This is a genomic window from Pandoraea pneumonica (assembly GCF_902459645.1).
GTDB lineage: Bacteria > Pseudomonadota > Gammaproteobacteria > Burkholderiales > Burkholderiaceae > Pandoraea > Pandoraea pneumonica.
This window is the reverse complement of the sequence record NZ_CABPSK010000003.1, coordinates 195,666-217,251: the sequence shown is the minus strand read 5'-3', so window position 1 is coordinate 217,251 and position 21,586 is coordinate 195,666. Positions and strand designations below refer to the sequence as shown.

General features: G+C 62.9%; 19 protein-coding genes. 8 read left to right on the top strand and 11 right to left on the bottom strand.

Features of this window, described 5'->3' with window-relative positions:
- Positions 1–92: 92 nt before the first annotated feature.
- The 7 genes from dut to PPN31114_RS16395 form a co-directional block, all read right to left on the bottom strand.
- Positions 93–539, bottom strand: a complete 447-nt coding sequence (dut, locus tag PPN31114_RS16425; RefSeq protein WP_039367384.1) for a dUTP diphosphatase — start codon at positions 537–539, stop codon at positions 93–95.
- A gap of 31 nt (positions 540–570) precedes the next feature.
- Positions 571–1,626: an LLM class flavin-dependent oxidoreductase gene (locus tag PPN31114_RS16420; protein WP_150680598.1), complete on the bottom strand. Its 1,056-nt coding sequence runs from the start codon at positions 1,624–1,626 to the stop codon at positions 571–573.
- Between the two features lie 19 nt (positions 1,627–1,645).
- Positions 1,646–2,923 carry an MFS transporter gene (locus PPN31114_RS16415; protein ID WP_150680597.1) on the bottom strand — a complete coding sequence of 426 codons (1,278 nt, stop codon included), beginning with the start codon at positions 2,921–2,923 and terminating at the stop codon, positions 1,646–1,648.
- 171 nt (positions 2,924–3,094) lie between these two features.
- Positions 3,095–4,297, bottom strand: a complete 1,203-nt coding sequence (coaBC, locus tag PPN31114_RS16410) for a bifunctional phosphopantothenoylcysteine decarboxylase/phosphopantothenate--cysteine ligase CoaBC (protein ID WP_150680596.1) — start codon at positions 4,295–4,297, stop codon at positions 3,095–3,097.
- Positions 4,298–4,432: 135 nt separating this feature from the next.
- Positions 4,433–4,981, bottom strand: coding sequence for a signal peptidase II (lspA, locus tag PPN31114_RS16405; RefSeq protein WP_150680595.1), 549 nt, complete (start codon positions 4,979–4,981; stop codon positions 4,433–4,435).
- Entirely contained in the window at positions 4,981–7,818 is a 2,838-nt protein-coding gene (ileS, locus tag PPN31114_RS16400) for an isoleucine--tRNA ligase (protein WP_150680594.1), read from the bottom strand. Before ileS ends, lspA begins: the two co-directional genes overlap by 1 nt.
- Positions 7,819–7,977: 159 nt before the next feature.
- Positions 7,978–8,970, bottom strand: coding sequence for a bifunctional riboflavin kinase/FAD synthetase (locus PPN31114_RS16395; protein WP_150680593.1), 993 nt, complete (start codon positions 8,968–8,970; stop codon positions 7,978–7,980).
- Between the two features lie 220 nt (positions 8,971–9,190).
- On the opposite strand from PPN31114_RS16395, the gene purN reads away from it, so the two are divergent.
- From purN to nadC, 6 genes are all read left to right on the top strand, one after another.
- Positions 9,191–9,841 (top strand): phosphoribosylglycinamide formyltransferase, encoded by a 651-nt coding sequence (purN, locus tag PPN31114_RS16390; RefSeq protein WP_150680592.1) that lies wholly within the window; start codon positions 9,191–9,193, stop codon positions 9,839–9,841.
- A gap of 185 nt (positions 9,842–10,026) precedes the next feature.
- The gene (locus PPN31114_RS16385) at positions 10,027–11,391 is read left to right on the top strand and encodes an RsmB/NOP family class I SAM-dependent RNA methyltransferase (protein ID WP_150681098.1); all 1,365 of its coding nucleotides are present in this window, start codon (positions 10,027–10,029) and stop codon (positions 11,389–11,391) included.
- A 39-nt stretch (positions 11,392–11,430) separates the two neighbouring features.
- A complete protein-coding gene (locus tag PPN31114_RS16380; RefSeq protein WP_150680591.1) occupies positions 11,431–12,843 on the top strand; it encodes a mechanosensitive ion channel family protein in 1,413 nt (470 codons plus the stop codon).
- Positions 12,844–13,145: 302 nt separating this feature from the next.
- Entirely contained in the window at positions 13,146–14,342 is a 1,197-nt protein-coding gene (locus PPN31114_RS16375; RefSeq protein ID WP_150680590.1) for a DesA family fatty acid desaturase, read from the top strand.
- A gap of 90 nt (positions 14,343–14,432) precedes the next feature.
- A complete protein-coding gene (nadA, locus tag PPN31114_RS16370; RefSeq protein ID WP_150680589.1) occupies positions 14,433–15,566 on the top strand; it encodes a quinolinate synthase NadA in 1,134 nt (377 codons plus the stop codon).
- Entirely contained in the window at positions 15,566–16,468 is a 903-nt protein-coding gene (nadC, locus tag PPN31114_RS16365) for a carboxylating nicotinate-nucleotide diphosphorylase (RefSeq protein WP_174988144.1), read from the top strand. The genes nadA and nadC overlap by 1 nt, the downstream gene beginning before the upstream one ends.
- A 149-nt stretch (positions 16,469–16,617) precedes the next feature.
- Here nadC and nadB read toward each other — a convergent pair whose 3' ends face one another.
- The 4 genes from nadB to radC form a co-directional block, all read right to left on the bottom strand.
- Complete coding sequence (nadB, locus tag PPN31114_RS16360) at positions 16,618–18,219, bottom strand: L-aspartate oxidase (protein WP_150680588.1); 1,602 nt, start codon at positions 18,217–18,219, stop codon at positions 16,618–16,620.
- A 242-nt stretch (positions 18,220–18,461) separates the two neighbouring features.
- Positions 18,462–18,629 (bottom strand): 50S ribosomal protein L33, encoded by a 168-nt coding sequence (rpmG, locus tag PPN31114_RS16355; RefSeq protein ID WP_010807102.1) that lies wholly within the window; start codon positions 18,627–18,629, stop codon positions 18,462–18,464.
- 16 nt (positions 18,630–18,645) lie between these two features.
- Positions 18,646–18,879, bottom strand: a complete 234-nt coding sequence (gene rpmB, locus PPN31114_RS16350) for a 50S ribosomal protein L28 (RefSeq protein WP_023594592.1) — start codon at positions 18,877–18,879, stop codon at positions 18,646–18,648.
- 215 nt (positions 18,880–19,094) lie between these two features.
- Positions 19,095–19,772, bottom strand: coding sequence for a RadC family protein (gene radC, locus PPN31114_RS16345; protein WP_150680587.1), 678 nt, complete (start codon positions 19,770–19,772; stop codon positions 19,095–19,097).
- 162 nt (positions 19,773–19,934) lie between these two features.
- Here radC and PPN31114_RS16340 point away from each other — a divergent pair, with 162 nt between their 5' ends.
- Positions 19,935–20,390, top strand: coding sequence for an FKBP-type peptidyl-prolyl cis-trans isomerase (locus PPN31114_RS16340; protein ID WP_150680586.1), 456 nt, complete (start codon positions 19,935–19,937; stop codon positions 20,388–20,390).
- Between the two features lie 8 nt (positions 20,391–20,398).
- Positions 20,399–21,370, top strand: a complete 972-nt coding sequence (ispH, locus tag PPN31114_RS16335) for a 4-hydroxy-3-methylbut-2-enyl diphosphate reductase (RefSeq protein ID WP_150680585.1) — start codon at positions 20,399–20,401, stop codon at positions 21,368–21,370.
- The last annotated feature ends 216 nt before the right edge of the window (positions 21,371–21,586 follow it).

Below are 21,586 nucleotides of genomic sequence, written 5' to 3'. Positions count from 1 at the left end.
TGGGGTATCCGGAATGAAAAAACGCCGCTAAATGCGGCGTTTTTTCTTGGGTGCGCGCGCCGCAAACATGCGGCGATGCGTGCGTCGGAGACTCAGTGCTTGCCCGTGCTGCCGAAGCCGCCCGCGCCACGATCGCTTTCGGGGAATTCATCCACCAGATTGAACTCGGCTTGCACCACCGGCACGATCACCAGCTGCGCCAGACGCTCGAACGGGTTGAGCACGAACGGCTCGTTGCCACGGTTCCACGTCGACACCATCAACTGGCCTTGATAATCCGAGTCGATCAGTCCGACCAGATTGCCGAGCACGATGCCGTGCTTATGGCCGAGACCCGAGCGCGGCAGAATCAGCGCGGCGTAGCCCGAATCGGCCAAATGGATCGCGAGACCCGTCGGCACGAGCACGGTTTGACCCGGGGCGATGGTGAGCGGTGCGTCGAGGCACGCGCGCAGATCGAGCCCGGCGCTGCCCGGCGTGGCGTAAGCGGGCAGTTGCGAGCGCAGGCGTTCGTCGAGGATCTTGACGTCGAGTTTCATAGCGTTGGCTTGGGCGTAAATCAGAAAAGAATTAGTCGGGAGTCGCGTTGACCGGGGGGTCGGTCGCCGAGAGCGAGAACGCCTGCGCGAGCAGTTCATGCGAGCGCAGACGGGCGCGATAGCTGCCGGCCACCGTCAGCACGATGATCTCGTCAGCATCGAACTGCTCCTGCAATTCGAGCACACGAGCCGTCACCCGTTCCGGGGTGCCGATGATACTACGGGGCTTCTCGCGTGCAATCACCGACAGCTCGCGTTCGCGATACTGCGGTTTGGCATCGGCGCCTTGTTCGAGACTCGGAATTGGCTCGTTCATGCCGTACGCCATTTGCACGCGGCGCAGGTCGACACCGGCTTCGAGTGCTTCGGCTTCGGCATCGGTATCCGCGCAGATTACGAACAGTGCGACCGAGCAATAGGGCTTATCGAGTTGCCCCGGCGTGAAGCGCTCGCGATACGCCTCGGTCACCCGATGACCGTAATGCGCATTGATGAAGTGCGCGAAGCAGTAGCGCAGACCAAGCTGCGCGGCGAGCAGACCACCGAATTCGCTCGACCCCAGCACCCATAATTCCGGTCGCGTTTCGATGGCCGGTTGCAGCAGCACGCCGCGATACGGGTGATCGTCGGCCAGCGTCCCATCGAAGAGCCCAGCCAGTTCCGCCACTTGCTGCGGAAAGTGTTCGCCCGCGTCGTACGGGCCCTTGGCGACGGCGCGTGCAGTGCGCATGTCGCCACCGGGCGCGCGTCCGACACCGAGGTCGATGCGATTCGGAAACAGCGCTTCGAGCATCAGAAACTGCTCGGCAAGCTTGAACGGGCTGTAATAAGGCAGCATCACGCCGCCCGACCCCACACGCAGGCGCTTCGTCACACTGGCCAGACGCGCGATCATCACTTCCGGTGCCGGGTTTGCCACGCCACGCAGGCCGTGGTGTTCCGCACACCAATAGCGCGTGTAGCCGAGTTCATCGGCGGCTTGGGCGAGCTCCACGGTAGCCGCGATGGCGTCTGCCGCCGTGTGGCCGTGAATCACCGGTGTCTGATCGAGCACCGAGAGCTTGATGCGATTACGGGTTTGCGTCATGGCATTGATTCCATGCAACTCAGTGAGCGCCGCCCGCGGGCCCGGAGGGACCGGCAGGGGCAGGGTCTGCGCTCGCATGCGGCAAGCGCGAAATCATCAGAATGGCGATGACGCCGCCAAGCGCCCCGCACAGGAAGATCGAAGCGTAGCCGAAGTAGTTGGCAACCAGCCCGGCCATCGGGCCGATCAGCCCCAGCGCTAGATCGAAGAAGGCCGAATACGCCGCCAGCGCCGCGCCACGGTTTTGCGGCGGCACCGAGCGCAGCGCTTCCACGCCGAGCGCCGGGAACACCAGCGAGAAGCCGAGGCCGGTCAGCCCTGCACCGACCAACGCCATGTGCGGATTGATGGCCGTCCACAACAGAAACTGGCCGATCGCGCTGAACACGAGCGAGCACATGGCGACGCGGCGTCCGCCGAAGCGATCGACCGAGTGCGCGAACAACACGCGCATGCCAATGAAGCAGCCGCTATAGAGCGTGAGTGCGTACGCGGCACCCGTCCAACCGTGGCTCGCGTAGTGGAGCGTGATGAACGCGGCAATCACAGCGTAGCCGATACTGCCGAGCGTCATCGCCAGCCCCGGGCGCCACACCAGGCCGACCACACGGAAGAATGGCAGACGCGTCCCGCCGACCGGCGCAGCCGCGGGCAGGCGCTGCGCAATGACGAAGGCAATGGCTGGCACGACGATGCTGACCAGCGAGACGACGGTGAAACCTGCCGCTTCCAGCAGATACGCGCCGAACGGGGCACCGGCTGCAATGGCCGTGTACATCGAAATGCCTTGCCAAGAGATCGCCTTGCTCGCGTGCGCCGCGCCGAGCAGACCGATACCCCACGACATACCGCCCGTGAGCAGCAGGCTCTCGCCGAAGCCGAGTACCACACGTCCGGCGATCAGCACGCCAAGGGCCAGCGCCGGATTCGGCATCACCGACGCGATCAGATACAGCACCCCGGCGGCACCGCAGCCGCATAGGCCGGTCAGCACAGCGCGGCGGGGGCCACGGGTGTCGACGGTGCGTCCGGCGTAGGAGCGCAGTAGCAGCGTCACGACGGACTGGATACCGATGGTCACGCCGACGATGAACGAGCCGTAGCCCAGCGATTCGTGGACATACACCGGCAGCACGGGCAGCGGCATGCCAATGGTCATGAAGCCGAAAAACATGATGGCGGCGAGCATGCTCAGTGTCCTGTAGACACTGACCACCGGCCGCGAAGTAGGAGCGGGTTGCGTCATTTTGTTTGTTTTGTTGTGCGGCCCCGAGGGGCGGCGACGGGTGAGGCAGATAAAGCGGATAAAGCCGTTGCAGCCGATATTGCAGCGCCTACAGGACGAGACCTTAAAGCGCGAGACCTACAGGGCAGGGCAGACGTGGCGAGTTGCCAGTGTGTCACCGTCGCCGGACAACGACGGTGACAGCCGCGAGGCCAGTAGGGGAATGCTAGGTGCGGGGCGAACTCAAGCGGGCGTGCGCGAAGGTAAGCGCGCGGCAATCTCGACGATCAGGCTGCGCGCCAGCGACTGCTTATCGGCGCGCGGCAGGCGTTTCTGACCGGCGTCGTCGAAGAGGATGACTTCGTTGTCGTCCTGCCCGAACGTGGCTGGTCCCAGATTGCCGACCAGCAGCGGCACCTCTTTGCGGCGGCGTTTTTCGGCACCGTGCTTTTCCAAATCTCCCGACTCGGCCGCGAAGCCCACGCAATACGGCGGCTTGGGCAACTGCGCGACGGCCGCGAGAATATCGGGGTTCTGCACGAATTCCAGCGTGGGCACGTCGGCGTCGCCGGTCTTCTTGATCTTGTCGTGTGCCACTTCGCGCACGCGCCAGTCGGCCACGGCCGCCACGGCGATGAAGATGTCGCTGTGCGGCGCATCGGCCAGCACGCGGTCATACATTTGCTGCGCCGTCTGCACGTTGCTGCGCGTTACGCCGTACGGCGTATCGAGCGCGCTCGGGCCAGCGACCAGATGCACCTCCGCACCGGCCTGCGCCGCCGCACGTGCAATGGCGAAGCCCATCTTGCCGCTCGACAGATTGGTCAGGCCGCGCACCGGATCGATCGGCTCGAACGTCGGTCCGGCCGTAATCAGCACGCGTTTGCCTGCCAGTCGCTTGGGCTGAAAGAAGCCGACAACGGCTTCGAAGATGTCTTCCGGTTCGAGCATGCGGCCGTCGCCGACTTCACCGCAGGCCTGATCGCCGCTATCCGGGCCGAGAATCGTGACGCCATCACCGCGCAGGGTCGCCGCATTGCGTTGCGTCGCCGGGTTGCCCCACATCTGCCGGTTCATCGCGGGCGCCACCAGCAGCGGACAATCGCGCGCCACGCACAGCGTGGAGAGCAAATCGTCGGCCATGCCGTGGGCGAGCTTGGCGAGAAAGTCGGTGGAAGCGGGGGCGATGAGAATGGCGTCGGCCTCACGCGAGAGGTCGATGTGCGCCATGTTGTTGTCGACGCGGTTATCCCACTGGCTGGTGAATACCGGCCGCCCGGAGAGGGCCTGCATCGTGAGCGGGGTGATGAACTGCGTGGCGGCGTCGGTCATGACGACCTGCACGGTCGCGCCTGCCTTGATAAACAGCCGCGTGAGTTCGGCTGACTTGTAACAGGCGATGCCGCCGGTAAGTCCGAGGACGATGGTCTTGCCCGCAAGTTCCATTTGAAAATGCCTCCTCCAAAGTGCCGCGCGGCGCCTCCGGGGCGCCGCGACGGTGGTGGCAGCGGCTCGCATCAGGGGTGGCATTACCGCTTAACCACCCCCGCGAGCCGTGCCGCAGTTCCTGCTCTGGCGTGGCTATTTGCCGCGCCGCACGCGTCGCAACTCGTCGATCACCAGCAGCACGGCGCCTACGCAAATGGCCGAGTCGGCCACGTTGAACGCCGGCCAATGCCAGCCGCCCACGTGAAAGTCCAGAAAGTCGATCACATGGCCGTAGACCACACGGTCGATCACGTTACCGAGCGCGCCGCCCAGAATCAGCGAGAGCGACAGGCAGAACATCTTCTGGCCGTTGTGACGCTTGAGCAGCCACATGATGACCACCGCCGCGACCACGCCGAGCACCGTGAAGAACCAGCGCTGCCAGCCGCCCGCAGCGGCCAGGAAGTTGAACGCCGCGCCCTTGTTGTACACCAGCACCAGATTGAAGAACGAGGTCAGCGGGCGGAATTCGCCGTACTGGAACGTCTTCAGAATGGTGAGCTTGGTGACCTGATCGAGCAGAATCGCGATGACCGCGATGCCGAGCCACGGGGCCAGGCCCAGCGTGGTGCCGATGCGGGCACCGCCGCCGTTGCCATTGCTACGTTTTGCGCCCGTACGTGCGCCTGCTTTGCCAGCCATTATGCCGCGCTCCGATGTTCGCCGCTGCCGAAGAGATTCGACACGCAGCGGCCGCACAAGGTCGGATGTTCAGCGTCCGAACCCACGTCGAAACGATAGTGCCAGCAGCGCTCGCACTTCTGATGCGTCGACGGCGTGACGACCACGCCCTCAGCGGCTTCGTCCGTCACTTGCTTGACGGTCGCGGCCGACGTGATCAGCACGAAACGCAGATCGTCGCCGAGGCTGGCCAGCACGTCGAACTTGCGGCCCGACACGCGCACTTCCACTTCCGCTTGCAGCGACGAACCGATCTGCTCGGCGGCGCGCGCTTCTTCCAGCGCCTTCGTGACGTCGCTGCGCACCGCGCGCAGCAGGTACCACTTCTCGAGCAGGCGCGTGGCTTCGTCCACTTCCGGATACTGGTAGTACGTTTCCGTGAAGATCGTGTCGTTGCCCGGCTGGAACACTTGCCACGCTTCTTCTGCCGTGAACGACAGGAACGGGGCCATGAGCTTCAGCAGGCCCTGCGTGATGTGGTACAGCGCGTTTTGCGCAGCACGACGGGCCGGGGCATCCGGTGCGCTCGTGTAGAGGCGGTCCTTCAGGATGTCGAGGTAGAACCCGCCGAGGTCTTCCGAGCAGAACGTCTGAAGCTTGGACACTACCGGGTGGAACTCATAACGGTCGTAGTGGCCCAGCACTTCGGTTTGCAGCGAATTCGTCAGCGCCACGGCGTAACGGTCGATCTCCAACCACTGATCGGCGGGCAGCGCGTGCTTCGCGTGGTCGTAATCGGCCAGGTTGGCGAGCAGGAAGCGCAGCGTGTTACGGATGCGGCGATAGCCTTCGGTCACGCGCTTGAGAATTTCGTCGGAGATCGACAGTTCGCCCGAATAATCGGTCGATGCCACCCACAGGCGGATGATTTCCGCGCCCAGCTTGTCGGCGACATCTTGCGGCAGGATCGTGTTGCCGATCGACTTCGACATCTTGCGGCCCTGACCGTCAACGGTGAAACCGTGCGTGAGCAGCGCCTTGTAGGGCGGGCGGCCGTCGAGCATCGAAGCGGTCAGCAGCGACGAGTGGAACCAGCCGCGGTGCTGGTCCGAGCCTTCCAGATAAAGGTCGGCCGGGAAGCCCAGCTCATGCTTGTGCGAGCCGCGCAGCACGTGCCAGTGCGTGGTGCCCGAGTCGAACCACACGTCGAGCGTGTCGCGGTTCTTCACGTAGTCTTTGGCCTCGTCACCGAGCAGTTCGACCGGGTCGAGCGTCTGCCAGGCTTCGATGCCTTCGGTTTCCACGCGCTTGGCAATGGCTTCGAGCAGTTCCGGCGTGCGCGGATGCAGGGCACCGGTTTCCTTATGCACGAAGAACGCCATCGGCACGCCCCATTGGCGCTGGCGCGAGAGCGTCCAGTCCGGGCGGTGCGCGATCATGTTGTGCAGACGCTGCTTGCCCCACGACGGGAAGAATTCCGTCGCCTCGATACCGGCGAGCGCGATTTCGCGCAGCGTCTTGCCGTCGCCCGGTGCGCCTTCAACCGGCTTCACATCCATGCCCGCGAACCATTGGTTCGTTGCGCGATAGATGATCGGCGACTTGTGGCGCCAGCAGTGCATGTAGCTGTGCGTGTACTTGAACGAGTGGAACAACGTGCCCGCTTCGCGCAGCGCGTCGACGATATGCGGGTTCGCGTCCCAGATCGACTGACCGCCGAACAGCGGCAGGCTGTCTTGATAGCGGCCGTCGCCGAGCACCGGCATACGGATTTCCGAATCGGGCATGTCGTGCGCCTTGCACGACACGAAGTCTTCCACGCCGTAGGCCGGGGCCGAGTGGACGATACCGGTACCCGTGTCGGTCGTCACGTAGTCGCCGAGATAGATCGGCGAGGTACGCTCGTAGCCCGCATCGGCCGTGGCCAGCGGGTGACGGAAGCGGATCAGCGAGAGCGCTTCACCCTTGGTCTTCGCGATGATTTCGCCGTGCAGGCCGTAGGTCTTCAGGCAGTCTTCGACACGGTCGGTCGCGAGGATCAGCAGACCGCGCTCGGTCGACACCAGCGCGTACTCGACTTCCGGGTGCACGTTGAGGGCTTGGTTCGACGGGATGGTCCACGGCGTGGTCGTCCAGATGACGATGAAGCCGTTGTCCGTCGGCAGCTTGGCCAGACCGAACGCCTTGGCGACCTTCTCCGGTTCGGCGAAGGCGAAGCCCACGTCGATGGCCAGATCGGTCTTGTCCTTGTATTCGACTTCCGCTTCGGCCAGTGCCGAGCCGCAGTCGAAGCACCAGTTCACCGGCTTCAAACCGCGGTAGACGTAGCCGTTCTCCATGATCTTCGCGAGCGCACGAAGCTCATCGGCTTCGTTCGAGAAGTTCATGGTCTTGTACGGGTTGTCCCAGTCGCCGAGCACGCCCAGACGCTTGAAGTTCGGCTTCTGGCGCTCGATCTGTTCGGCAGCGTAGGCGCGCGCTTTTTCCTGCACTTCGCGCACCGGCAGGTGCTTGCCGAACTGCTTTTCGATCTGGATTTCGATCGGCATGCCGTGGCAGTCCCAGCCCGGCACATAGGCGGCGTCGAAACCGGCGAGGTTGCGCGCCTTGACGATCATGTCCTTGAGGATCTTGTTGACCGCGTGGCCGAGGTGGATGTCACCGTTCGCATACGGCGGGCCGTCGTGCAGGATGAACTTGGGTCGGCCCTTGCTGGCCGCACGGATCTTGTCGTAGATCTTCTTGTCCTGCCACTGCTTGACCCACTGCGGCTCGCGCTTGGGCAGGTCGCCGCGCATCGGGAACGGCGTATCCAGCAGATTGACGGGGTACTTACTCGGGGCTTTCTTTTCGCTCATGGTGCTTCGCTACGAATTTTTGGAAATCGGTGTGGGGCGCTCGCGCCGTTTGCGTCGCGTACCGGCCGGCGGGGCCGGAGGACGCTTGGCGACGACGTGTGCCAGAGGCGGTGCCGAGCCGCGCGCGCGACGCGAAGCGCCAGCACACGCGGGCGAAGATCAACTAATTCGATCGGTTGCCGAGGTGGCGAAGTCGCGTCGTGCGCTCGGGCCGTTGGCGTCGAGCGCATGGGCGAAATAGGCGCGGGCCTCGCGCGTGTCCTGCGCGATGGCAGCTTCGAGCTCGGCCAGACCGTCGAATTTGGCTTCGTCTCGCAGCTTCTGCAAAAATTCCACGCGCACGAGTTTGCCGTAGCAATCGCCCGCGAAGTCCAGCAGATGCACTTCCAGCAGCACGCGTCCCGAATCGTCGACGGTCGGGCGCAGACCGAGGCTGGCCACGGCGGGCAGCGGCGTATCGGCCAGGCCGTGCACCTGCACGACGAAAATGCCCGTGAGGGCCGGGTGCTTGTGCGCGATGCGAATATTGAGCGTGGGGAAGCCGAGCTTGCGCCCGAGCTTCATGCCATGCACGACGTGCCCCGAAATCGCGTACGGGCGACCAAGCAGCGCATGCGCGCGCTCGAAGTTGCCGTCGGCGAGCGCGGCGCGCACTTCCGAGCTGGAGATGCGCACGCCATCGTGGGCGATCGTCGGCATTTGCTCGACGACGAAGTCGTGCTGACGGCCCGCTTCGCGCAGATAGGCGATGTCGCCCGCGCGCTTGGCGCCGAAGCGGAAATCGTCGCCAACGAGCAGCCAGCGCGTGTGCAGGCCGTCGACGATGATGTTGCGCACGAAGTCTTCAGGCGACTGACCGGCGAAATGGGCGTTGAAGTGCTCGACCACCAGCCGGTCGACGCCATGCGCGCGCAGGGCTTCGAACTTGTCACGCAGGTTCGAGATGCGCGCAGGCGCCTTGTCAGGGGAGAAGTACTCGCGGGGATGCGGCTCGAACGTCATCACACACACCGGCAGGCCGCGCGCAGCCGCTGCGGCGCGCACGCGCGCGAGCAGGGCCTGGTGGCCGAGGTGCACGCCGTCGAAATTGCCGATCGTCAGCACGCAGGGCGCTTTGCTTTGCGCGTTGGGTAGACCCCGGAAGACTCGCACGATAAGGAAGCGTCAGTACAGGACGTTGATGAACGTTATGGGATGAACCAGGCGGCGCTACACGGTTGGCTGGCCTGCGGCGGCGGGGCGGGCCCGGAGTGCCTTTCAGGACGGCCAAACCGACATTGCGGCGCCGCAGAACGTTGAATTATAAACGCTTCGGCGCCATCGCGGCGCGCTTCGCGTGTCTGGTGCGGCGCGCCAATGATAAAATCCGCCGATGAAGAACATTGTCATCTTGATTTCCGGACGTGGCAGCAATATGGAGGCCATCGTCCGTGCCTGTACGGCTGAAGGCTGGCCGGCCCGCGTGGCCGCCGTCATCGCCAACCGCGACGAGGCCGAGGGCCTCGTCTTTGCTCGTGAACATGGCATCGCCACGGCCGTCGTGCCCAGCCGCGGCAAGACCCGCGAAGCGTTCGACGCCGAACTCGCAGCAGAAATCGACCGCCACCAGCCCGATCTGGTCGTACTCGCCGGTTTCATGCGCATTCTCACGCCCGAGTTCACCGAACGGTATGCCGGGCGTCTCGTGAACATCCACCCGTCGCTGCTGCCCGCCTTCCCGGGGCTGCAAACGCATGCACGGGCGTTGGAAGCCGGTTGCAAGATCGTGGGCGCCACGGTGCATTTCGTGACCGCCGAGCTCGATCACGGCCCGTTCGTGCTGCAAGCCGCTGTGCCGGTGAAGGCCGGAGACACGCCCGAGGCACTGGCCGAGCGTATCCTGCCGCTAGAACACATCATCTATCCGCGCGCTGTGCGGTGGTTCGTGGAAGACCGTCTGATCGTGGCCGATGGCCGTGTGACGGTCACCCCCGCCGCCGATGGCACGCCCGATCCGCAATGGCTTTTTGGTGAGAACGCATGAGCACCCGTCCGACGCAGCGCCGCGATGGCGCAAATCAATCCGGTAACCGCTCAGGCGGCAAGTCCTCCGATTCCCGTAATCCGGCCAAGGCTGGCGAGCGTCAAGAGCGCTACGTGCGCCCGGACCGCTACGACCGTTCCCGCAACGACCGCCGCCCAGAGGCCCCGCCGGCCGAGACGGCCCGCATGCGCGGCGAGCACCTGTCGCCCGCGCTCTTCGAACATACCCAACGGCTGCTCGGCAGCGTGCTGACCTTCACCGGCCCGGCGGACACGCTGGTGAGCACCTATTTCCGCGCCAACGCCAAGCTGGGTCACCGCGAGCGCGGTGTGTTGTCCGAGACGGTCTTCGCCATCCTGCGCCGCAAACTCGAATTCGGGCAGCATGCCGGTAGCGGCTCGGGCCCGCTGGAGCGCCGTCTGGCGCTGCTGGGGCTGGCGTTCACGCGCGGGCTGGCGTCGGTGCAATTGGTTGCCACGCCTGATGAAGTCACTTGGCTCGAGCACGTGGGTCAGATCGACCCGGCGAGCCTTTCGACGCGTGTGCGCACCAACTTGCCCGATTGGCTCTACGAGCGTCTGGCCAAGCGTTTCGACGCAGAAGAACTCGAACCGCTGGCCGCCGCGCTCAACCAACCGGCACCGCTCGATTGCCGCGTGAACCTGATCAAGGGCAACCGCGACGACGTGCTGGCGCAACTGCGCACCGATGGCTTCTCGGCGGAACCCACGCCGTTTGCACCGAACGGTATTCGTCTGGCGGGCAAGCCTGCTCTGCAAAAGCATGCGCTGTTCGTGGCTGGGACCATCGAAGTGCAGGACGAAGGCAGCCAGTTGCTGTGTCAATTGGTCGCACCGCGCCGTGGCGAGATGATCGTCGACTTCTGCGCAGGGGCGGGCGGCAAGACGCTCGCCATCGGCGCGCAGATGCGCTCGACCGGGCGTCTGTATGCGTTCGACGTGTCGGAGAAGCGGCTCGCAAAACTCAAGCCGCGTCTGGCGCGCAGCGGGTTGTCGAACGTTCATCCCGTGATGATCGATAGCGAGAACGACAGCAAGATCAAGCGCCTGGCGGGCAAGATCGACCGCGTGCTGGTCGATGCGCCGTGCAGCGGCTTGGGCACGCTGCGCCGGAATCCGGACCTGAAGTGGCGCCAGTCGCCGCAATCGGTGGCGGAGCTCACGCAAAAGCAAGCGTCGATTCTGGCGAGTGCCGCGCGGCTGGTGAAGCCGGGTGGCCGTTTGGTCTACGCGACGTGCAGTCTGCTCAACGAAGAGAACAGCGCCATTGCCGAGGCGTTTGCGGCGTCGCATCCCGACTTTGTGCTGCTGCCCGCCAACGAACTGCTCGCGTCGCAGAAGATCGCGCTCGATACCGGTAAGTATCTGGAACTGCTGCCGAACCGCCACGCCACGGATGGTTTCTTCGCCGCCGTGTTCGAGCGCCGTGCCGCCGAGAAGGCAGACAAGGCGCCGAAGGCACCCAAGGTTGCGGCTGAAGCATCGGAATCGTCCGAATCAACGGAAACGCCGGAAACTCCGGCGGCGTAAGTTCGGCAGCGGGCGTTAGCGAAGAAGGGAAAAAGAAAAATGGCGATGCAGGAAAGTCCGGCTTTCGCGAAGTTGGTGCGCGATGTCGTACGCGACTTCGGCGAACCGCAGATCATCTGGCAGGTGGTGGCGCTGGTGGCGGCGCTTGGCGTGGCGTTCGTGCTGCGGCGCTGGATGATCGGCCGCCTCGATCGTCACTTCGAGCGCGTGGCGCCTGCGCGTCGGGCGGGCTCGTCCAGCCTGCGCCGCTCGTTCTTCCCGATGTTCGGCTGGATGTGCGTGGCGCTCACGCGCGTGGTGCTGCAAGAGTACATGCGCGTGTCGCTGCTGCGGCTCGCAGAAGTGCCGCTGTTCGGCACGGCGCTGATCTATCTGGCGTTCTACTTCGCGCGCCGCTTGTTCGCCTCGTCGCCGCATGCCTACGGGCTGTTGAAGGTGTTCGAGCGCGTGTTCACCACGTTTGCCTGGCTGTCGATGCTGGCCTACGTGCTCGGCGTGCACGACGACATCCTGAATTGGCTGGCCAGCGTGCGTTTCGCCGTAGGGGCTAGCCATCTCACGCTGCTCTCGATGCTCTCGGGCATTCTCTGGATCGGTGTGACGCTGGTGCTGGCGATGTGGGTCGGGTCGCTGATCGAAGACCGGATCATGCGCACCACCACGCTCGACGGCAACCTGAAAGTGGTGATGTCGCGGCTGGTCAAAGGCGTGCTGACGCTGATCGCCGTGCTGGCCACGCTCTCGTTCGTGGGCATCGACATCACGGTGCTTGGCGTGTTCGGCGGTGCGCTCGGTGTCGGGTTGGGCTTTGGCTTGCAGAAAATCGCGTCGAACCTCGTGTCGGGTTTCATCATCCTGCTCGACCGCTCGGTGCGGCTGGGCGACCTGATTACCGTGGCGCCGTATCACGGCACGGTTTCGCAAATCAACACGCGATACACGGTCGTGCGTGGGCTCGACGGCATCGAGGCCCTGGTGCCGAACGAAAAGCTCGTCACGGATGTGGTGCAGAACCACTCGTTCACCGAGACGCGCGGGCGGGCTAAGGTCAACGTGCAGGTCGCCTACAGCGCCGACGTCGAACTGGCCATGTCGCTCATGCTCAAGGCCGCCGAGGGCATTCCGCGCGTGCTCACCGATCCGCCCCCTTCGGCGTTGCTGCTGAACTTCGGTGCTGACGGAATGGACCTCGAAATGGGGTTTTGGGTACAAGATCCGGCATTAGGCAGCGGATCGATCCGTTCGCAGATTAATTTGCGGATTTGGCGCACATTTCGCGAGCATGGTATTGAAATTCCGTATGCACAGCGCGAAATACGGATTCTGAACGACTGGGCCGAAGCAGGGCCCTCGGGCGGCCTGGCGGACGCCGTGAGCCGGATTCCGTTACCCCCGGGTACCCCGGAACCGGCGCAAACAGAGGCTGAACCGGGCAAGAAGCCCACCCCGTAGACGATTTTTTCTACGGCGGCGGCTTGACCTGCGACAAAATGCGTGGCGGGGACGTTACACACGGGGAACAGTCCGTCAGGTAAAATGCCCGGCAAACCATAAAAACCAGACGTTCACTGGCACGTTTAGCGCTCACTCGCCCCGGGAATTCACGCAACTTGCGGAGTTCCTGCGAATCAAAGCGTCAAGCGAGCGCAAGAACGAGACCGAACGCGGTGGCTGGCCCTCCGCATGGCCCGACAAGACAAGACGCGGCACCCTTGCTGCGATTGCCACCGTATTGATTAGTTTGGAGTGATATTTTGCTGGACAGTCTCCTTGGATTTCTTTCTACCGGCCTGCTCAATTGGAGCGGCTGGGAGATCACCGCCTACACGCTGATCGCCACGCACGTGACGATCGCGGCCGTGACGATCTACCTGCACCGTTGCCAGGCGCACCGTGCGCTCGACGTGCATCCGATCGTTGCCCATTTCTTCCGTCTTTGGCTGTGGATGACCACGGGCATGATCACGAGCGAGTGGGCCGCTATTCACCGCAAGCACCACGCCAAGTGCGAAACGCCGGAAGATCCGCATAGCCCGCAAACGCGTGGCCTGTGGAAGGTGCTCGCCGAAGGTGCCGAACTCTATCGCGCCGAAGCGAAGAACGAAGAAACGCTGCGTAAATTCAGCCACGGCACGCCGAACGACTGGATCGAAAACAACATTTACAAGCGTTTTCCGATTCTCGGCATCAGCATGATGATGATCATCAACATCTCGCTGTTCGGTGCCATCGGTCTGACCGTATGGGCCGTGCAGATGGTGTGGATTCCGTTCTGGGCTGCCGGTGTGGTCAACGGTCTGGGCCACTACTGGGGTTATCGCAACTTCAACTGCGCCGATGCTTCGACGAACCTGCTGCCCTGGGGCATCATCATCGGCGGCGAAGAACTGCACAACAACCACCACACGTATGCCACCTCGGCCAAGCTGTCGAACAAGTGGTACGAGTTCGATATCGGCTGGATGTACATCCGTATTCTCTCGGCCGTGGGGCTGGCCAAGGTGAAGAAGGTCGCACCGACGCCGAAGCTCGCGAAGGTCAAGGCGACGTGCGACGACGATACGTTGCAAGCCGTGCTCTCCAATCGCTACGAAGTCATGGCGCGCTATGCCAAGACGTTCAAGCGTGCGTACGGTGAAGAGCTGGCGCGTTTCAAGGAAAAGCGTCAGGTCGGTGAATATCAGTTGTTGCGCGGTGCCCGTAAGTGGCTGCATCACGACGAAGCGTCGCTGCAAGAGCCGCAGAAGCAGCAACTCGGCGAAATCTTCGCGCACAGCAAGTCGGTGCAGACGTATTACGAACTGCGCAGCGAACTGGCCGGTATCTGGGAGCGTTCGAACGCTTCGCGCGAGCAACTGCTGAGCCAATTGCAGAACTGGTGCCATCGTGCCGAGCAGAGCGGTATTCACGCTTTGCAGGAATTCGCGACGCGCCTGCGCCGCTACGCGTAAGCGCATCAGCCAGAAGTTCGTTTTTGTCGCATAATCGAAACCCCGCTACGGCGGGGTTTTGTCATTCCGGTCCCCACAGACCCAGCGAAAATGAATGCCTCACTTAAATCCGTAGAATTCGAGCGCCCCGCACCGAGCGGCGCCATGTGCGTGGCCCAAGCCTGGGCGCGCGTCCCGGATGCGCCGTCGCAGGAAGAACGCGCAGCACTCAAGGCGCGTATCAAGCGCTTGCTCGTCGAGCAAGATGCCGTGCTGGTGGCCCATTACTACGTCGATTCCGATTTGCAGGATCTCGCTGAAGAGACCGGCGGCTGCGTGGCCGATTCGCTCGAAATGGCGCGCTTTGGCCGCAATCATTCGGCGAAGACCCTTGTCGTGGCCGGTGTGCGCTTCATGGGCGAGACGTCGAAAATTCTCAGCCCCGAAAAACGCATTCTGATGCCGGATCTCGACGCGACCTGTTCGCTGGATCTGGGCTGTCCGGCGGACGAATTCGCCGCGTTTTGCGATGCGTATCCCGATCGGACCGTCGTGGTCTACGCGAATACGAGTGCTGCGGTGAAGGCCCGTGCCGATTGGATGGTGACGTCGTCGATCGGTCTGGAAATCGTGGCGCATCTGCATGCGCAGGGTAAGAAGATTCTGTGGGCACCGGATCGCCACCTCGGCAGCTACGTGCAAAAGCAGACGGGCGCCGACATGCTGTTGTGGCAGGGCGCGTGCCTGGTGCACGACGAATTCAAGGCGACCGAGCTCGAAGTGCTGCGTCGTGAGCATCCGAACGCGAAGGTGCTCGTGCATCCGGAGTCGCCGGCGGCAGTGGTCGAATTGGCCGACGTGGTTGGCTCGACGTCGCAAATGATCGCGGCGGCGCAGACGATGGATGCGACCGAATTCATCGTGGCGACCGACAACGGCATTCTGCATAAAATGCGTGCGGCCGCGCCGGGTAAGCGTTTCATCGAAGCACCGACGGCGGGTAACAGCGCGACGTGCAAGAGCTGCGCGCATTGTCCGTGGATGGCGATGAACAGCCTGCAAAATCTGGCCGACGTGCTGGAGAAGGGGCACAACGAAATTCATGTCGACGCGGAAATCGGGCAGCGTGCCCATACGTGTATCGACCGCATGTTGTCGTTCGCCGAAGCGCGCAAGCAGAGCGTGCGTGCCAGTGGCGATTTCGCGCGCGACGGCGCGCTGTTTTCTGGTGTAGGCCCAGCATAATGACGCAATCCGTAACGCTCAGCACCGCCGAGGCGCTGTCCCCCGATTTCGCCGCGTTCGGCGAACCCCTTGAAGCCGCCCTCGTTCGCAATGTGCGCGACGCGTTGGCCGAAGACATCGGTGCTGGCGACTTGACGGGCCTGCTAGTGCCCGCCGACGAGATGGCGCATGCGCGCATCATCGTGCGTGAAGCTGCTGTGCTGTGTGGCGTGAAGTGGTTTGAAGCCAGCATGCGCAATATCGATGCGTCCGTTCGCGTGCAATGGCATTACCGCGAAGGCGATCGCATGACACCTGATTCGCCGGTATGCGACATCTACGGTCCGGCGCGCGCGTTGCTCACGGGCGAACGCACGTCGATGAACTTCCTTCAATTGCTCTCTGGTGTGGCAACCGCGGTGCGTCGCTACGCGGATGTCGTCGAAGGCACTAAGGCGCGTGTGCTCGACACCCGTAAGACAATGCCGGGGCTGCGTCTCGCGCAAAAGTTTGCCGTGCTTGTCGGCGGTGGGACCAATCAACGTCTCGCGCTCTATGACGGCATTCTGATCAAGGAAAACCACATCGCAGCGGCGGGCGGCATTCGTCAGGTGCTTGCGAATGCCGATCGGCTGGCCGATGGCGCGTCGGTGCAGATTGAAGTGGAATCGCTCGAAGAGCTTGAGACGGCGCTGGAGTGCGGTGCCAAGTCGATCCTGCTGGATAACTTCTCGCTGGAGATGATGCGCGAAGCAGCGCGTGTGACCGATGGTCGCGCGGTGCTGGAGGCATCGGGCGGCATCAATTTGGAAACGGTGCGGGCCATCGCAGAGACGGGCGTCGACCGCATTTCCATCGGCGCACTCACCAAGGACGTGCGCGCGACAGATTTCTCGATGCGTATTCTCGAGACGGTTGGCTAAAAAGCCCGAGGCGGCTGTGGCGCACGTGTGTCGGTGCCTCGCATGCGCTTAAAAAACACCCCGAACATCGGCTATCGAGCCGGCGTTCGGGGTGTTTGCTTTTGTGCTGTCCGACGTGACGGTGATGGCGATGCGACGTGCCGAATGCGTCAGCGTTTGCGCGGCAGCACCGGTGAGAGCACTGTCGGCAACGCCTTCGGCAGCGTGTCGGGGAAGTCGCGCGAGAAGTGCAGACCACGGCTTTCGTGGCGCGACAGTGCGCTGTCGACGATCAACGACGCCACGTCGACCAGATTGCGCAATTCGAGCAAGTCGCGGCTAACGCGGAAATTCGCGTAGTACTCGGCGATTTCCTCGCGGAGCAAAGCGATGCGATGCTGTGCACGCTCCAAGCGCTTGGTCGTGCGCACAATACCCACGTAATTCCACATCATCCGACGCAACTCATCCCAATTGTGGGCGACCACGACTTCTTCGTCGGCATCGGAAACCCGGCTTTCGTCCCATGCGGGCACGTCGCGGACCGCGTTCGACGACGCTTCATCTCGCTGAATATCTTCCGCGGCCGCTTTACCCAGCACGATGCATTCGAGCAGCGAGTTGCTCGCGAGCCGGTTGGCGCCATGCAGTCCGGTGTACGTGGCTTCGCCAACGGCATAAAGTCCCGGCAAATCGGTACGGCCATTCATGTCCGTGACCACGCCGCCACAGGTGTAATGCGCGGCGGGCACCACGGGGATGGGTTGTTTTGTGATGTCGATGCCGAGCTCGGCGCAGCGCGCCAGAATCGTCGGGAAGTGTTCTTGCAAGAATTCGGGACTCTGGTGGCTGATATCCAGATAGACGCAATCGAGCCCGTGCTTTTTCATCTCGAAATCGATGGCGCGGGCCACGATGTCGCGCGGCGCCAACTCGGCGCGCGGGTCGTGCTGCGGCATGAAGCGGGTGCCGTCGGGCAACACCAGCCGGCCGCCTTCGCCGCGCACGGCCTCGGTAATCAGAAACGATTTGGCATACGGGTGGTAGAGGCAGGTCGGATGGAACTGGATGAACTCCATGTTCGCAATCCGGCAACCGGCGCGCCACGCCATCGCGATGCCGTCGCCCGTGGCTGTGTCGGGATTCGTCGTGTAGAGATAAACCTTCCCGGCACCGCCTGTGGCCAGCACCGTATGGCGTGCCGTCATCGCGTGGACTTCGCCCGTGGCCAGATCCTGCACATAAAGACCTTGGCAATGGCGTCCGGCGGTGGGCGCAGAGTCCGCACGGTCCGACGTAATCAGATCGACGGCGAAGTGATTTTCAAACAGGGTGATGTTGGGATGCTTCCGCACGCGCTCGGTGAGCGTGCTGATGACCGCGTGCCCGGTGGCATCGGCGGCATGGATGATGCGGCGATGGCTATGACCGCCTTCACGGGTGAGGTGGAAGCCGAGTTCGGCGCCTTCATCACGGGTAAACGGGACGCCTTGTCCGATCAGCCACTCGATAGCCTCGCGGCTATGTTCGACGATAAAGCGAGTCGCCGCCTCGTCGCACAGTCCGGCGCCGGCGATGAGGGTGTCGGCCACGTGCTCGTCGACGCTATCGGCCGAGTCGAGTACGGCGGCGATGCCACCTTGGGCCCAGTCGCTTGCGCCTTCGGGCATGGGGCGTTTGGCGACCAATGCGACCCGGCAGGTGTCGGCCAGATGCAGGGCGACGGATTGGCCGGCAAGGCCACTGCCGACAATGACGACGTCGAAATTCATGATACGGGCTGTCTCCGCAATCGACGCCATCTTGGTGACGTGATTCGCATGATAGGAAGTGAGCCAGTATAGCGAGTCGATACGCGCGTGGCACATGACCCTATGCGCACGACGGTGATATCGACGAGAGTGCGACTACGCAACGCGTAGCTATTTGAATTTCGGGACGCCCAAATGAAAAACCCCGCCAGAGGCGGGGTATCGAACGCAGCAGCGAACTGCTGCGAGAAAACCTGTTGATCTTATTTGATCTTGGTTTCCTTGTACGGCACGTGCTTACGAGCCACCGGATCGAACTTGCTGATTTCCATCTTTTCCGGATGGGTACGCTTGTTCTTGGTGGTCGTGTAGAAATGACCCGTGCCAGCGGTCGATTCCAGCTTGATCTTGTCGCGAGCGCCTTTTGCCATGATGAGCTCCTAAAACTTAGATGGCGTTGCGCGAACGCAGGTCGGCGAGAACGGAGTCGATACCGTTCTTGTCGATCAGGCGCAGGCCAGCGTTCGAGATACGCAGGCGCACCCAACGGTTTTCGCTCTCAACCCAGAACCGGCGATTTTGCAAGTTCGGGAGAAAACGGCGCTTGGTTTTGTTGTTGGCGTGGGAAACGTTGTTGCCGACCATCGGCGCTTTCCCGGTCACTTGACATACGCGTGCCATGAAGCACTCCTAACCCAGAATTCTGTGTAAAAAAAAGTGGTGAGTCGAAAAGACAGACCGCGATGATACCACAAAAATCCCAGACAAATCAATCGCTTTAGGCGATGTAGGACGCGAGCCCATGGTGGGAAGCGCCTGTCGGAGATTCGGGAAGGGACGGATTATAGCGCAAACCGGCCCGTGAACGCGAATTGCTTGCTAAATTGTTGTGCAGATCACAACTCGCCCTGTTCGGCGAGCGAGTAAACGCTGTCGCCGGCGACGATGTAATGGTCGAGCAAACGTATCTCCAGCAAGGCCAGCGCGTCGCCGAGCAAGCGCGTGAGCGTCACGTCTGCCGGGCTTGGCAGTGCGATCCCCGACGGGTGGTTGTGCGCAACGATCACCACCGCGGCATTGACTTCGAGGGCCGCCCGTACGATTTCACGTGGATAGGCACACGTTTGCGTGAGGGTGCCTTCAAACATGATGCGTGCGCTCACCAGCCGGTGGGCGGCATCGAGAAATAAGCAGACGAAGCGCTCTCGCGAGTCGTCATTCAGAGTTAGGCGAAGGTAGTCGCGTAGCCGTGCGGGCGAGTCGAGGACGTTACCCGCCTCCATTCGCTCGCCGAGCATGCGCCGAGCCACTTCTAGCGCGGCTTGAAACTGCACGAATTTAGCCTGACCGAGGCCGGGAATTTGGCGCAGCGTGCCGAACGGTGTGGCCAGCAGGCGGGTCAGCGAGTCGCCGCTGCGCATCAGTAATTCGCGGCCGAGATCGACGGCGTTCCGCCCGCGCGAGCCGGTGCGCAGGAAGATAGCGAGTAATTCGGCATCGGAGAGGGCGCTGGCCCCACGGGCAAGCATTTTTTCGCGGGGCCGCTCGGCGAGGGGCCATTGGGCGATAGACATGACGACTCCAGGCGCAGGCACCGCCGCGCGCATGAATCGCAGCGATGTCACATAAGGGAAAAGCAGTGACCGGAGGAAAAATTCCGGACTGGGCGAAGGGGGAGCCGGACGCGCAACGCGTCGTCATTTACAATATTAGCTTGACCTTGCTGTGAGACCCCCATGAATTCTGTCGCACCCCCCGTGGTTCAAGACGATTCCTATCTGACCTTGCACTACCGGATTGCCGCTCCCGATGGCGCGGATATCGTCAACACTTTCGAAGGTACGCCGGCCACGCTGCAACTCGGCGGCGGCCAGATGGCGCCGACGCTGGAACAGGCGCTGCTGGGCATGAATGTGGGGGAACGCCGTAGTATTGAACTTGCCCCGGAGCAGGCCTTTGGCCCGCGCAACCCCGAACTGCTGCAACGCGTGTCGATGAAGACGCTGCAAGAGAACAGCAATTTCGGCGAAGAATATACCGTGGGCGATCTGGTCGAATTCAACGCGCCGAGCGGCGGCCGCTATGCGGGCATCCTGCGCGAGTTGGGTGACGGCTGGGCATTGTTCGACTTCAACCACCCGTTGGCTGGACAGCCGATTGTGTTCGAAGTCCAGATTATCGGCATTCTGTAGGAATCGAAATGAGCGCCACCCAAGTCGTAGCGCCGACCCTGTCGGACGCGGAAATTCTGCTGGCCCAGCCGCGCGGTTTTTGCGCGGGCGTCGACCGTGCAATCGAGATCGTCGAGCGCGCGCTGTCCATGTTCGGGGCCCCGATCTACGTGCGTCACGAGATCGTCCATAACGCCTATGTCGTCGAAAATCTGCGCAAGAAAGGCGCCATTTTCGTCGAAGAGCTGACCGACGTGCCTTCGGGCAATACGTTGATCTTCAGCGCTCACGGCGTGTCGCAAGCCGTGCGCGCCGAAGCGCAGGAGCGCGGTCTGCGCATCTTCGACGCCACCTGTCCGCTCGTGACGAAGGTGCACGTCGAAGTGGCGAAGATGCGCGGCCAAGGCCTCGAGATCATCATGATCGGTCACAAGGGACACCCGGAAGTCGAGGGCACCATGGGCCAGTCGGGCGAGGGCATGTTCCTCGTCGAGACCATCGAAGACGTACTCGCCTTGCAAGTCGCTGACGAATCGAAGCTCGCCTTCGTGACGCAGACGACCCTCTCGGTCGATGACGCCGCCGAAGTGATCAATGCGCTCAAGAAGCGTTTCCCGCTGATCACCGAGCCGAAGAAGCAAGATATTTGCTACGCGACGCAAAATCGCCAAGATGCCGTGAAGTTCATGGCGCCGCAGTGCGACGTCGTCGTCGTGGTGGGCAGCCCGAACAGCTCCAATTCGAACCGTCTGCGCGAAGTCGCCGAGAAGATGGGCGTGCCTGCCTATATGGTGGACTCGCCGGCACAGCTCAAGCCCGAGTGGTTCGACGGCAAGCGCCGTATTGGCGTGACGGCAGGGGCCTCGGCTCCGGAAGTGCTGGCACAGTCGATCGTCTCGCGTCTGCGCGAACTGGGCGTGAATCAGGTCAAGGTGCTCGAAGGGGTGGAAGAGAACATTGCGTTCCCGCTGCCCAAGGGCCTGACGCCGATCACCGAGTAAGCTCAAGCCGTATTAGTTAGCATCAAGTCTCGTCGCCCACCGTAACTCGGTGGTCGGCAGACCGCAAAAAGCCGGGGTGTCGCATCTAGCGCACCCCGGCTTTTTGCTGCCCGCTCGTCCAAACTCATCCGAGCACGGGCCTCTGCGCAGCCGCATTCGCCCGCTGCAACACTTAATGAAAGCGCGCTGGACGCGCTTTCTCCTACCCTTGAAAGC

Excerpts from the sequence above, each read along its gene's own strand:
- dut (WP_039367384.1), bottom strand. The coding sequence starts at position 539 with ATGAAACTCGACGTCAAGATCCTCGACGAACGCCTGCGCTCGCAACTG.
- PPN31114_RS16420 (WP_150680598.1), bottom strand. The coding sequence starts at position 1,626 with ATGACGCAAACCCGTAATCGCATCAAGCTCTCGGTGCTCGATCAGACA.
- coaBC (WP_150680596.1), bottom strand. The coding sequence starts at position 4,297 with ATGGAACTTGCGGGCAAGACCATCGTCCTCGGACTTACCGGCGGCATC.
- lspA (WP_150680595.1), bottom strand. The coding sequence starts at position 4,981 with ATGGCTGGCAAAGCAGGCGCACGTACGGGCGCAAAACGTAGCAATGGC.
- ileS (WP_150680594.1), bottom strand. The coding sequence starts at position 7,818 with ATGAGCGAAAAGAAAGCCCCGAGTAAGTACCCCGTCAATCTGCTGGAT.
- purN (WP_150680592.1), top strand. The coding sequence starts at position 9,191 with ATGAAGAACATTGTCATCTTGATTTCCGGACGTGGCAGCAATATGGAG.
- PPN31114_RS16385 (WP_150681098.1), top strand. The coding sequence starts at position 10,027 with ATGCGCGGCGAGCACCTGTCGCCCGCGCTCTTCGAACATACCCAACGG.
- PPN31114_RS16380 (WP_150680591.1), top strand. The coding sequence starts at position 11,431 with ATGGCGATGCAGGAAAGTCCGGCTTTCGCGAAGTTGGTGCGCGATGTC.
- nadA (WP_150680589.1), top strand. The coding sequence starts at position 14,433 with ATGAATGCCTCACTTAAATCCGTAGAATTCGAGCGCCCCGCACCGAGC.
- nadC (WP_174988144.1), top strand. The coding sequence starts at position 15,566 with ATGACGCAATCCGTAACGCTCAGCACCGCCGAGGCGCTGTCCCCCGAT.
- nadB (WP_150680588.1), bottom strand. The coding sequence starts at position 18,219 with ATGAATTTCGACGTCGTCATTGTCGGCAGTGGCCTTGCCGGCCAATCC.
- rpmG (WP_010807102.1), bottom strand. The coding sequence starts at position 18,629 with ATGGCAAAAGGCGCTCGCGACAAGATCAAGCTGGAATCGACCGCTGGC.
- rpmB (WP_023594592.1), bottom strand. The coding sequence starts at position 18,879 with ATGGCACGCGTATGTCAAGTGACCGGGAAAGCGCCGATGGTCGGCAAC.
- radC (WP_150680587.1), bottom strand. The coding sequence starts at position 19,772 with ATGTCTATCGCCCAATGGCCCCTCGCCGAGCGGCCCCGCGAAAAAATG.
- PPN31114_RS16340 (WP_150680586.1), top strand. The coding sequence starts at position 19,935 with ATGAATTCTGTCGCACCCCCCGTGGTTCAAGACGATTCCTATCTGACC.
- ispH (WP_150680585.1), top strand. The coding sequence starts at position 20,399 with ATGAGCGCCACCCAAGTCGTAGCGCCGACCCTGTCGGACGCGGAAATT.